This window comes from Achromobacter maghribensis, assembly GCF_057334215.1.
In genome coordinates, this window is the sequence record NZ_JBHFII010000029.1 from 55,447 (window position 1) to 67,080 (window position 11,634).

10 protein-coding genes are annotated in these 11,634 nt (G+C 66.9%); 3 read left to right on the forward strand and 7 right to left on the reverse strand.

Going from position 1 to position 11,634, the window contains the following annotated elements:
- Window positions 1-23: 23 nt before the first annotated feature.
- The 3 genes from ACE039_RS12720 to ACE039_RS12730 are packed head-to-tail and all read right to left on the reverse strand — an operon-like array spanning window position 24 to window position 3,488.
- Entirely contained in the window at window positions 24-1,601 is a 1,578-nt protein-coding gene (locus ACE039_RS12720; protein ID WP_485822529.1) for an ABC transporter substrate-binding protein, read from the reverse strand.
- A 46-nt stretch (window positions 1,602-1,647) separates the two neighbouring features.
- Window positions 1,648-2,553 (reverse strand): ABC transporter permease, encoded by a 906-nt coding sequence (locus ACE039_RS12725; RefSeq protein ID WP_485822530.1) that lies wholly within the window; start codon window positions 2,551-2,553, stop codon window positions 1,648-1,650.
- Window positions 2,550-3,488, reverse strand: a complete 939-nt coding sequence (locus ACE039_RS12730; RefSeq protein WP_485822531.1) for an ABC transporter permease — start codon at window positions 3,486-3,488, stop codon at window positions 2,550-2,552. The genes ACE039_RS12725 and ACE039_RS12730 overlap by 4 nt, the downstream gene beginning before the upstream one ends.
- Window positions 3,489-3,890: 402 nt before the next feature.
- On the opposite strand from ACE039_RS12730, the gene lhpI reads away from it, so the two are divergent.
- On the forward strand, window positions 3,891-4,847 hold the full coding sequence (gene lhpI, locus ACE039_RS12735; RefSeq protein WP_485822532.1) for a bifunctional Delta(1)-pyrroline-2-carboxylate/Delta(1)-piperideine-2-carboxylate reductase: 957 nt from the start codon (window positions 3,891-3,893) through the stop codon (window positions 4,845-4,847).
- 67 nt (window positions 4,848-4,914) lie between these two features.
- On the opposite strand, the gene ACE039_RS12740 is transcribed toward lhpI, so the two are convergent.
- Window positions 4,915-5,850: a LysR family transcriptional regulator gene (locus tag ACE039_RS12740; RefSeq protein ID WP_485822533.1), complete on the reverse strand. Its 936-nt coding sequence runs from the start codon at window positions 5,848-5,850 to the stop codon at window positions 4,915-4,917.
- Window positions 5,851-5,947: 97 nt separating this feature from the next.
- Here ACE039_RS12740 and ACE039_RS12745 point away from each other — a divergent pair, with 97 nt between their 5' ends.
- Window positions 5,948-7,168, forward strand: a complete 1,221-nt coding sequence (locus tag ACE039_RS12745; RefSeq protein ID WP_485822534.1) for an MFS transporter — start codon at window positions 5,948-5,950, stop codon at window positions 7,166-7,168.
- A gap of 4 nt (window positions 7,169-7,172) precedes the next feature.
- Here the strand turns inward: ACE039_RS12745 and ACE039_RS12750 are convergent, their stop codons facing one another.
- Genes ACE039_RS12750 through ACE039_RS12760 form a run of 3 tightly spaced genes read right to left on the reverse strand, consistent with a single transcriptional unit; the run spans window position 7,173 to window position 10,923 of the window.
- Complete coding sequence (locus ACE039_RS12750) at window positions 7,173-8,594, reverse strand: aldehyde dehydrogenase family protein (protein ID WP_448711821.1); 1,422 nt, start codon at window positions 8,592-8,594, stop codon at window positions 7,173-7,175.
- Window positions 8,591-9,697, reverse strand: a complete 1,107-nt coding sequence (locus ACE039_RS12755) for an alcohol dehydrogenase (RefSeq protein WP_448711819.1) — start codon at window positions 9,695-9,697, stop codon at window positions 8,591-8,593. The genes ACE039_RS12750 and ACE039_RS12755 overlap by 4 nt, the downstream gene beginning before the upstream one ends.
- On the reverse strand, window positions 9,694-10,923 hold the full coding sequence (locus ACE039_RS12760) for an ABC transporter substrate-binding protein (RefSeq protein WP_485822535.1): 1,230 nt from the start codon (window positions 10,921-10,923) through the stop codon (window positions 9,694-9,696). Before ACE039_RS12760 ends, ACE039_RS12755 begins: the two co-directional genes overlap by 4 nt.
- Before the next feature lie 176 nt (window positions 10,924-11,099).
- Between ACE039_RS12760 and ACE039_RS12765 the strand changes: the two genes are divergently transcribed.
- The coding region (locus ACE039_RS12765; RefSeq protein WP_485822536.1) for an AAA family ATPase at window positions 11,100-11,634 on the forward strand (535 nt) is incomplete at its 3' end.

Sequence of the window (11,634 nt, forward strand, 5' to 3'; positions counted from 1 at the left end):
TGGCCGCGCCGCCTTGGCGTGGCTTACTTGAAGGCGATGTCCAGGCCTTTGTAGGCCGCCGCGCCAAAGATGCCGTGCGCGCGGAACGGCTTCATGCGCGGACCACCCACCAGGTACAGCGAGTCGTGGTAAAGCGGGATCCACGCAGCACCGTCCGAGATCTTGATCAGGGCCTTGGACAGGATGGCGTCGGCGGCCGCGGCGTCCAGCGCTTCGCTGCCTTCTTTCAGCCACTTATCGGTTTCAGGGTCCTTCCAGTTCATGCGATTGGGCGTGGGCACACTGGTGGACAAAAAGTAGCTGTTGAGCGCTTCGCCCGTGCTCATGTAGCCAAAGCTCATGCTGAACTCATCGAATTCCTGCGTGGCCAGCTTGCCCCAGGCGGACGTCGAATCGAACAGCTGCACGCGCAGGTCCACCCCGACTTTCTTCATGTCGCCCTGCACGGCTTCCATGATGTCTTTCCAGTAGCCGGTGATGCCGTAGTGCAGCAACGACAGCTTCTGGCCGTCCTTGTAGCGGTAGCCGTCGGACTGCTTCTTCCAGCCGGCGTCATCCAGCAGCTTGTTGGCCGTGGCGGGGTCATAGCGGAAGGCGTCGTTGCTGCCGGCCGGCGTGCCCGTGGCCAGCATGCTGGTGGCGGGCTGCGCTTCGCCGAACGTGATGGCTTCGGTCAACGCCTTGCGGTTGATGGACAGGTTGATGGCGCGGCGCACGTTCACGTCGGTCAGCATGGGCTTGTCGATCTTGAAACCCAGGAAGAACGTCCAGTAGAACGGGTCCGCACGGCTGACAAACAGGCGCTTGTCGGCCTTCAGGTCCTTCACCGCCCATTGCGGCAGATAGCGCGACAGGTCGGCCTGGCCGCTCTGCAGGGCGGTCAGGCGGGTGCTCTCCTCGGGGACGATTTTCCAGACGATCTTGTCGACCTTGGGCTTAGGGTCCTGGTAAATGGACGGGCCCCAGTCGTAGCCGACATGACGGGTCAAGACCACTTCGTTGCGCGGCGACCAGCTCTGGAAGCAGTATGGGCCCGTGCCGTCAAAGGCCTTCACGCCGTAGTCCGGGCCCAGCTCCTTGACCTGGTCGATGTTGATGACCGAGTGCATGTAGTGCGCCATCTGCTGCAGCAGCTCGTTATAGGGCTTCTTCAACTTGTAGACCACGGTAACGTCGTCCGGCGCCGTGATGCTGTCAACGGGGCCGGCGCGCCAGCGCTCGAGGCCCTTCGTTTCCGGGTTCAGCCAACGCTCGTAGCTGGCCACGACGTCCTTGGCCGTCATCTTCCTGCCGCTGCAGAACGTGACGTTGTCGCGCAACGAGAAGGTGTAGGTCAGGCCGTCGGGCGATACCGTCCAGCTCTTGGCCAACGCCGGCACCGGCGTCTTCATGTCATAGTCAAGGCCCACCATGGTGTCGGCGGCCATGAACAGTACTTCCGCCGCGCCGCGCGCGGTGGTGCGGTGCGGGTCGTATTTGTCGGTGTCCAGCTCGCGCAGAATCAACACCGTCTTGTCGGATTGCGCGACGGCGTGCATGGGCGCGGCCAACAGGCAGGTCAGCGCCAGAGGCGCGATGGCCAGGCCTTTGATGAGCGTCATGGTGGTGGTTTCCCCGTTGTGATGTGTTGTGTAGGTCAGGCGCGACTCAGAAACGTAGCTTGGGATCCAGCGCATCGCGCAGGCTGTCGCCCAGCAGATTGAAGGCCAGCACGATGAAGAAAATCGTCATCGTCGGAATCGTTGAGATGTGCGGGAAGATCTGCAGGAACTTGCGGCCGTCGGCGGCCATGCTGCCCAGTTCGGCAAACGGCGGCTGCGGGCCCAGGCCCAGGAACGACAGCACCGAGCCCAGCAGGATGGTGTGGCCCAATTGCAGCGTCGCGTAGATCATCAGCATGGACGAGCAGTTCGGCAGCAGGTAGCGGGTGATCAGGTAGAAATTTCCGAAGCCCATGGCATGGCCGGCTTCCATGTATTCCTGCTTCATCACGACCATGGCAGAACCGCGTGCGATGCGCGCCATGCCCGGGATGGCCGAGACGCCCAGCGCCAACACCATCGACAAGGTTCCCGGGCCCAGCAACGCCGACAGGCTCAGACCAAAGAGGATCGCCGGAAACGACAACAGCACATCCACGACGCGCATGATCATGCCTTCCAGCGGACGGTAGTACGCCGCCAGGATGCCCAGGACCGCGCCGATGCCCGAACCGCCGATCACCGCCAGCACGCTCAGCAACAGGGTCGCGCGGACACCGTAGATGATGCGCGACAGGATGTCGCGGCCTTGCACGTCCGTGCCGAGTAAATACGTAATACCGTCGGACGATACCCAGCCCGGCAGTTTGCGCGCGATCGACATGTTGGTGGAGTACGGATCGTGCGGCGCCAGCCAGGGCGCGAACAGCGCCGTCAGCACGATGGCGATGACCGCCAGTAGCGACAGCAGCAAAATGGGATCGCGGCGCAGCCGGGTGGCGATGCGGGCCAACGGCGTGGCCACGGCCTGGGGCGGCATTGCGCCCATGGAGGGGGTCAACCCTGCGCTCATGACTTTTGTCCCCGCGGATCCAGATAGCCGTAAAGCAGGTCCACGATCAGGTTGATGATGATGAAGCCCAACGCGGTCACCAGGATCGCGCCCTGGGCCAACGGAAAGTCCCCGGCGAAGATGGCGCCCACCGCCATGCGGCCCACTCCCGGCCACGAATAGATCTGTTCGGTCACTACCGCGCCGCCCAGCAGGTTGCCCACTTGCAGGCCCACCAGCGTCACGATTGGCAGCAGGGCGTTGCGCAGCGCATGGCGCAGCACCACGCGGCATTCGCCTGCCCCCTTGGCACGCGCGGTACGCACGTAGTCGCCGCTGAGCGTTTCGATGACCGCTGTCCGCGTGATGCGTGCCACCGGCCCGATCAGCACCGACCCCAGCGTCAATGCAGGCAGGGCGATGGACTGCAGGCCGGCCAACGTCCACAACGGACCGTTGCGGCCGATGTAGGGCAGGATGCCGGCGCCGCCCACGTGCTGGACCAGCAGCAGGCCCACCCAGAACACGGGCAGCGACACGCCGACGACGGACAGGGTCATGACGAAGCGATCAATCAGCTTGCCGCGGCGGTAGGCGGCAAGCGTACCCAGCAGGATCGCAAGAGGGATCGACCAGACCACGCTGGCCAGCATCAATTCGACCGTGGCGCCGATGGTGCCGCCGATCTCGTCGATCACCGGCAAATTCGAGATCATCGATCGGCCCAGATCCAACTGCGCCAGGCGCCACATGTAGCCGGTCAGCTGCACCAGCAGCGGCTTGTCCAGGCCCAGCTCCTGGCGTACCTGCGCCAGCTCGTCGGCGGTGGCAGTCGGGCCGGCGATGACCGCTGCGGGATCGGCGGGCGCCACTTGCAGCAGCACGAAGCACACCACGATCACGCCCAGCAAGACCGGCAACGAAATGGCAAGGCGGTTGAGCAGTTGCCGGATCATGCGACGCGGGTCCAGGTGGCGGAATTCAGCCTGCCCGTGCGGCAGCCCGGTACGGGCCGCGCATGGTCGGGGGGAACGAATCTCGGCATAAAACAACCTCTGTTGGAGCGCCCGAGGGCTTACGGTGGTCGAAGAATGCCAGTGCGTCCCCGCTGCGTGGACCCAGGGAAATCCACTATGGAGCCATTTGGACGCGGCACGGCGGCGCCGTCGCAAGCAGTTGATTCAAAATGGATTTATGGCATTTCCGGCGCAAGCGGGACGCGCACCCGATAACGGGGCGTTATGACGCCTGCGCAAAGATTGATAGCCGCGGAGGGCCTGCCAGGGGCGGCGCCGCATGCCCACTGCTAGACTGCCTGCGGCCCTTTGATTGATTGACCCCTTTCAGGCAGTGATCCCATGCGCTTCATCGACACGGAACAGACCCGGGACGCCCTGTCCTTCGACGCCGTCATCCCCGCCTTGCGCGAGGCTTTCCGCGACGGCGCGACGGTGCCCGGGCGGCATGTCCACGCCATTCAATCCGGCACGGCCCATGGCACGTCGCTGATCATGCCGGCCTGGAGCGAGCGCGGCTATTTTGGCGTGAAGATCATCAACATCTTTCCCGAAAACACGCACCTGGGCCTGCCGGGCCTGCACGCCACGTATAACCTGTACAGCGCCAGGACCGGCGTGCCCATCGCCCAGGTGGACGGCGATATCGTCACCGTCTACCGCACGGCCGGCGCCGCCGCGCTGGGCGCGGACTACCTGGCCCGCCCGGACGCCAGCACGCTTCTGATCGTGGGTTCGGGCCGCATCGCCGGGCTGGTGGCGCAGGCCATGCGCACTGTGCGCCCCATCCAGCGCGTGCGAGTGTGGAACGTGCGAGCCGCGGGCGCCGAAGCGCTGGCGCAAGGCTTGCGCGAACAGGGTTTCGACGCCCAGGCCACGACCGACCTGGAAGCGGCCGCTCGCGACGCGGACATCATCAGCTGCGCCACCTTGTCCACCGTGCCGCTGATCCAGGGCGCATGGCTGCGCCCCGGCACGCACCTGGACCTGATCGGCAGTTTCAAACCCGAAATGCGCGAGACCGACGCCGCCTGCTTCGACGGCACGACGGTCTATGTGGATACCGACGAGGCGCCGACCAAATCGGGTGACCTGCTATCCGCGTTCGAGGCCGGCGTGTTGACGCGCGACGCCATCCAGGGCGACTTGCGCCAGTTGACGACAGGCGAACGTCCGGGCCGGCGCAACGCGCAAGAGATCACGGTGTTCAAGGCGGTGGGCAGCGCGCTGGAAGACCTGACGCTGGCCACGCTGGTCTATGAAGCGGTGCAAGCATCAGATAGCGCCAAGGCCTCGTAGACGGCGATGTGGCGGGTGGCGCCGCATTGGCAGGCCTGCCCGTCTCAACGGAGACGCGCAGGTTGCGTCAACCGCCGGCTAATTCCATGGGCAGGTGTTCGCGCATGGTTTCGATGAAGCGGCGCAACCGCGCGGGCTGGAAACGAGAGGGCGCATAGACCAGGGACACCGGCAGCGGGTCCGCCTGCCATTGCGGCGCCAGATGCACCAGCCGGCCCGCCGCCAGGTCTTCCTGCATGGCCCAGGCCGACCCCAGCGCCACGCCCAATCCCAGCACGGCCGCCTTGCGCAGCGCATGCAAGCCATCGGTGGACAGCCGGGGCTGGATGCCGAAACGCTCGGCGTCGCCCGACCCGCAATGCGTCAGGCTGACTTCGGTGCGGTAGAACGTGCGCAGCGCCAGCCAGGGCAGGCGCGCCAGTTCGGCGGGCTGTTGCGGCACCGGCGCGCCTTGCAGCAAGGCGGGCGACGCGACGACGATGCGCGGCACGTCGCCCAGCTTCACGGCGATCACCGACGGGTCGGTGACCGCCCCCACGCGGATCGCGCAATCCACGTTCTCGGCGATCAGGTCGGGCATGCGGTCGTGCAACAGCCATTCCACCCGCATGTTCGGATACTGCTGCAGGTACCTTGCCAGCGGCTCGACGAACTGGTCCTGACCGAAGGCATGCGGCGCCACCACGCGCAACGTGCCGATGGGTTCATCGCCCGCGCCGCGCACCTCGCTTTCAAACGACTGCCAGGTGGCGATCAGGTCCTTGGCGCGCTCATAGCAACGCTGGCCATCTTCCGTCAGGCGAATTGCATGGGTGGACCGCTGCAGCAGCCGCACGCCCATCGTGCGTTCCAGCAACTGCAGGCGCCGGCTGACCGTGGGCTGCGTGCCCCCCATCTGCGCGGCGGCGGCCGACAGGCTGCCCGCCTCGACGATGCGCACGAAAGTTTCGATCAGCAGGAGGCGGTCGGTGCCGGCCGCGGCGTTCAGGGCAGAGGTGGTCATACGTCTATCGTATAACGGATGTACCTTGGGATCGGCTACCAAAACCCGGGCGCGGCGCCCAGAATCCGTTCCGTACCTGATCCATCGGATAGCCAACATGACCTCCCGGACTTCTCCCGCTGCCCTGTCCCGCAGCCTGGTTCTTCTTCTTGCCGTCGGCGCTGGCCTGGCGGTTGCGTCCCTGTATTACAGCCAACCCATGCTGGGCGTGCTGGGCGCGGACATCGACGCCAGCGCCGCGACGTTGGGCTGGATTCCCACGCTGACACAGCTGGGCTATGCCTTTGGCATTCTGCTGCTGGCGCCGCTGGGCGACCGCCACGACCGCAAGCACATCATTCTGATCAAGGCGGCGGTGCTGAGCCTGGCGCTGCTGGCGGCCGCCGTGGCCCCGTCCATCGGCCTGCTGCTGGCGGCCAGCTTCGCCGTGGGCCTGTCGGCCACGCTAGCGCAAGATATCGTGCCGGCCGCCGCCCACCTGGCGCCCGCCGAATCACGGGGCAAGATCGTCGGCACCGTCATGACCGGCCTGCTGCTGGGCATCCTGCTTTCGCGAGTGGTCAGCGGTTTCGTGGCCGAACAGTTCGGCTGGCGCGCGATGTTCGTCGCCGCGGCCGTGACCATCGTGGCGCTGGGCGCGGCGCTCTGGCGCGGCCTGCCGCGTTTCGTCCCCACGACGCAACTGGCTTACCGTGCCCTGCTGGGATCGCTTGCGACCCTGTGGCGCCAACATCCGGCGCTGCGCCGCGCCGCCATGGCGCAAGGCTTGCTGTCCTTGGGTTTCAGCGCGTTCTGGTCGACCCTGGCCGTGATGCTCCACGGCGCGCCGTTTCACCTGGGCGCAGGCGCCGCAGGGGCGTTCGGCCTGGCGGGCGCGGCCGGCGCCCTGGCCGCGCCACTGGCCGGCCGGGTGGCCGACACGCGGGGTCCGCAAGCCGTCGCCAGCCTGGGCGCCGGGCTGACCATGGTGTCGTTCGCCGCGATGTTCTTGTTGCCGCTGCTGCCGCCGCATGCCGCGCTGTGGTTGATCGCGGGCAGCGCCATCGGGTTCGACCTGGGCATTCAGACGTCGCTGATTGCGCATCAGAGCATCGTCTACGGCATCGACCCCGCCGCCCGCAGCCGGCTCAACGCCATCCTGATGACGGGCGTGTTCATCGGCATGGCCGCCGGCGGCGCGCTGGGCAGCCTGGCGCTGGCCCAATGGGGCTGGACGGGCGTTACGTTGGTGGCGACCGGTGCCGCCGCCGCGGCGCTGGCCCTGCGGTTGTGGCCAGGCGTCTGCCGCAACCGCACCGCCGGCCGCTGCGCGGCATAAGTGCCTAGGCCAGCACCGACACCGTCTGCACGTTGGTGTATTCCAGCAGTCCGTCCAACGCGTTCTCCACGCCCACGCCGGACTGCTTATGGCCGCCAAAGGCCACGTTCGGCGACATGACATGGATGTGGTTGATCCACACCGTGCCGGTTTCCAGCCGGCGGGCGATGGCCTGCGCCTGGGCGACATCACGCGACCAGACCGACCCACCCAGCCCATACTCAGTGTCGTTGGCGCGGCGGACGGCCTCGTCGACGTCGCGATACTTCAGCAAGGGCAGCACCGGACCAAACGCCTCCTCCACCACGCTGCGCGCATCATCCGGCGGGTTGTCCAGGATGGTGACCGGCACGAAGTAGCCCTTGCCCTCGGGCACGTCTCCGCCCGTCAGAAAGCGCACGCCGGTGCGGTGGGCATCGGCGATCAACTCCTTCACGCGCTCGTATTGGACCCGGTTCTGGATCGGGCCCAGCCCCGTGCCGGGCTGCGCGCCGTCGCCCACCACCACCCCGGCCGCGACCGTTGCCAGCGCATCGGCGAACGCGTCGTAAATGGACTCATGCACGTACAGCCGCTTGGTCGCCAGGCAATACTGCGACGAATTGCGGAACGCGCCCCAGAACAGCTTGGCCGCCGTGTCCTTCACGTCCACATCGGGCAGCACGATGGCGGCGTCGTTGCCGCCCAGTTCCAGGGTCACGCGCTTCAGACGCGCGGAGGCGCTTTGCATCACGCGGCGGCCCGTGACCGTCGACCCCGTGAAGGCGATCTTGTCGATACCCGGATGTTCGGTCAGCCACGGCCCCAGGCGGTCGCCGCCACTGATCACGTTCAGCACGCCGGGCGGCAACACATCGCGGAACAGCTCGCCCATCTTCAGCGAGGTCAGCGGCGTGTACGGCGAAGGCTTGAGCACCACCGTGTTGCCCGCCAGCAGCGCGGGCGCGATTTTCCAGATGGCCAGCGTCATCGGGAAGTTCCAGGGCGAGATCGCCGCCACCACACCGATCGCGACGCGCCGCGTTTCGAACAGATGACCCACGCCGTCGTCATAGCGGTCCACCGGCAGCTCGCGCGCGGCAAATTCGCGCAGCCACACGACGCACCGGCCCACTTCCGACCTGGCGTCCGCATGGGGCTTGCCCTGTTCACGCGTCAACAGGCGCATGAAACCGTCGGCGTGCGCCTCAAGGCGGTCCGCCATCGCACGCAAGGCCTGCTGGCGCTCGGCGATGGGCCGGTCGCGCCACGGGCCGAACGCGGCGCGCGCGGCGGCGATCGCGGCGTTCAATTGATCCAGCGACGCGTCGGGCGCCGCGGCAATGCGCGCCTCCGTGGCCGGGTTCAACACATCAAAGGTCTGCGCGGAAGCCTCGCCGCGGCCGTCCAGCGTCATCGTGTAATCGGAATCCAGATTCAACGTCATGGGTGATTAGCCTGAGAAGAGGTGATAGGGGCCGCATCGGCGCCAAGCGGACCGGGGGTAAGCAACAGCCGTCCCACGACGCGCCCTGCAGCCAGGTCGGCCAGGGCGGATTGCGCATCGTCCAGGCACCGGCATGCCGTGGGAATGGCGCGAGGTTTGCGTTCGCGCACCAGCGCCATCAGCGCCTTGAGTTCGTCCAGGTTTCCAATGTAGGACCCTTCGATGCTGATGGCGCGCATGGGGATCAGCGCGGGCGACACGGTAAGTTCGCCGCCGAACAGGCCGACCAGGATCAACTGCCCGCCTTTGGTCAGCAGGTCCATGCCTTGCTGCACGGTCGCCGCCGCCCCCACGCAATCGATCACCGCCCAGACGGCGCCGGCCGCCTGCCGCACCTGATCCAGCGCATCCGTCGCACGGGCATCGACCGCCGCGTGTGCCCCGGCCGCCAGCGCCGCGCCCCGCCGCGCGCCGTCGGGCTCCAGCACGACGACGTTCGGGCAACCCAGCGCGCACAGCAAGGTGACGCACATCAGGCCCAGGCCGCCTGCGCCCACCACCACCACGCTCTCTTCTTTCAGCACCTCGGCCGGGATCTTCTGGATGGCGCTGTACGTCGTCAGCCCCGAACAGGCATAGGGCGCGGCCTGCGCGGGCGACAGGTCGCCGATGCCAACCAGATAGCGCGCGTCCGGCACCATGATGTGATCGCTATAGCCGCCCGGCCGAAAGATGCCCAGGAACCGCGGCGCGGCACACAGGTTTTCGCGGCCGCGGCGGCACACCTTGCATTCGCCGCAACCAATCCACGGGTAGACCAGAAAGCGTTGTCCTGGCCGCACATCTTTCGCATCGGGACCGGCCGCGACGACTTCGCCCACGGTTTCATGGCCCAGCGTCAGCGGCAGCGTCACGCCACGCTGCGCCATGCGCAGGCGCTTCTCGCCCCCCAGGTCGTAAGCGCCTTCCCAGGTATGGATATCGGTGTGGCACACGCCCGCCGCCAGCACCCGCAACAACACCTGCGCGCCGACGGGGGCCGGCGTCGGGCGTTCATTGCGGGCCAGCGGCTGGCCGAATGCCGCGACGTCGTAGCTGATCATTCCGCGCCTCCGGCCGATTTGGCCAGCGCGCAGCCGCCCTTGCCCAGCGGACGGAACGCCACGTCGCCGGGGATCACGGCAAGCTGCTTGTAGAGGTCCCATTCGCCCTTGGATTCTTCGGGCTTCTTCACCTGGAACAGGTACATGTCGCGCACGACGCGGCCGTCCACGCGCAGCGTGCCGTTTTTAGTCATGAAGTCGTTGACGGGCGTCTCGCGCATCTTCGCCATGACCGCGTCGGCGTCTTTGGTGCCTGCGGCCTTCACGGCGTTCAGGTAGTGAGTAACCGCGCCGTACGTGCCCGCCTGCGTCATGGTGGGCTTGCGGCCCATCTTGTCCTGGAAGCGTTGCGACCAGGCGCGCGTGGCGTCGGTCTGATCCCAGTAGAAGGCCTCGGTCAGCAGCAGGCCCTGACCCAGCGGCAAGCCGATGGACTTCACGTCTGACAGGAACGCCAGCAACGCCACCAGCTTCTGCGGGCTGCCCGGGCGCCCGATGCCGAAGTCGGCCGCCTGTTTGATGGCGCTGATGACGTCGTTGCCGCCAAGCGCCAGGCCGATGATGCCGGCCTTGGAGCTTTGCGCCTGCAACAGATAGGAGCTGAAATCCGGCGAGTTCAACGGTGAGCGCACTGCACCCAGCACTTTGCCGCCTTTCTTTTCGATGACGGCCGACGCGTCGCCCTGCAAGGCGTAGCCGAACGAATAATCCGCCGTCAGGAAGTACCAGTTCTTTCCGCCCTGGTCCGTCACCGCCGCGCCCGTGCCGTTGGCCAGTGCGTAGGTGTCGTAGGTCCAGTGCACCGTGTAGGGCGAACAAGCCTTGCCCGTCAGCTCCGACGTGGACGCGCTGGTCACCATGACGACTTTCTTCTTTTCCCGCCCCAATTCGCTGATGGCCAGGGCCAGCGCCGATGTGGGCAGGTCGGTGATCATGTCCACGCCGTCCTGGTCGATCCAGCGGCGCGCAGCCGCGCTGGCCACGTCGACCTTGTTCTGCCCATCGGTGAACACCAGTTCGATCGGTTTGCCCAGCACCGAGCCGCCGAAGTCCTGTACCGCCATGCGCGCCGCTTCGACGAGACCCTTGCCGCCGATGTCCGAATACGCCGAACTCATGTCGGCCATGACGCCGATTTTCACGGGACCCGTCGCGGGTTGCGCCTGCGCGCTGCCAGCGGCCAGGGCCGCGCCCGCCAGCGCTAACGTCAGTTTCAGAATTGCCATGGACTTGTCTCCGTTGTCGGTTGGCGCCGTCTATGCGGCGTATTGCTCTGGGGAGCGTCCTTTTGTATCGTAGGCACGCGTTTTCGCCTTCGTCCAAAGCGACGATTTTTCAGTTCCGCGCGGGTTAACCCGGGGCGATGCCGCACTGCACAGACCCTTCGTCCCACAGGCAGCTCATGCGTCATTCGTATTCGGTGGAACACGCGCTGGCCAGCGGCAAGTTCAGCGCGCCGGCGCCTCACGGCGACCACATCGCCCGGCAGCAGCTATGCGAACAGATCTGCCGCCCGGACGGCCCCAAGGTCGTCGTGGCGCGGGGTCCGGCGGGCTATGGCAAGACGACGTTGCTGGCGCAATGCCAGGCGCTGATGCAGGCGCGGCCCATGCGCACGGCGTGGCTGACGCTGGACCGCGCCGACAACGACCTGTCGCGGTTCCTGCGATGCCTGACGGCGGCGCTGGGCCCGCTGTCGGGCGCCGCCGCGGCCTCATTGCGCGAAGGCGGCGGGCCGGACGACACGCTGGCCCTGGCGCTGGTCGAAGCCGTCGCATCGCAGTCCGCGCCCTTTGCGCTGATTCTGGACGAATTCGAAGCCATCACCGCGCCCGCCGTGCTGGACTTGGTCCAGGACCTGATCGGCAGCCTGCCCGCGCATGGCCGGCTGTTGATCGGGTCGAGGCATACGCCCGGCCTGGCGCTGGGACGGGGGC

Coding starts and splice junctions, on each gene's coding strand:
- ACE039_RS12740 (WP_485822533.1), bottom strand. CDS start 5,850: ATGACCACCTCTGCCCTGAACGCCGCGGCCGGCACCGACCGCCTCCTG.
- ACE039_RS12720 (WP_485822529.1), bottom strand. CDS start 1,601: ATGACGCTCATCAAAGGCCTGGCCATCGCGCCTCTGGCGCTGACCTGC.
- ACE039_RS12760 (WP_485822535.1), bottom strand. CDS start 10,923: ATGGCAATTCTGAAACTGACGTTAGCGCTGGCGGGCGCGGCCCTGGCC.
- ACE039_RS12745 (WP_485822534.1), top strand. CDS start 5,948: ATGACCTCCCGGACTTCTCCCGCTGCCCTGTCCCGCAGCCTGGTTCTT.
- lhpI (WP_485822532.1), top strand. CDS start 3,891: ATGCGCTTCATCGACACGGAACAGACCCGGGACGCCCTGTCCTTCGAC.
- ACE039_RS12755 (WP_448711819.1), bottom strand. CDS start 9,697: ATGATCAGCTACGACGTCGCGGCATTCGGCCAGCCGCTGGCCCGCAAT.
- ACE039_RS12730 (WP_485822531.1), bottom strand. CDS start 3,488: ATGATCCGGCAACTGCTCAACCGCCTTGCCATTTCGTTGCCGGTCTTG.
- ACE039_RS12725 (WP_485822530.1), bottom strand. CDS start 2,553: ATGAGCGCAGGGTTGACCCCCTCCATGGGCGCAATGCCGCCCCAGGCC.
- ACE039_RS12750 (WP_448711821.1), bottom strand. CDS start 8,594: ATGACGTTGAATCTGGATTCCGATTACACGATGACGCTGGACGGCCGC.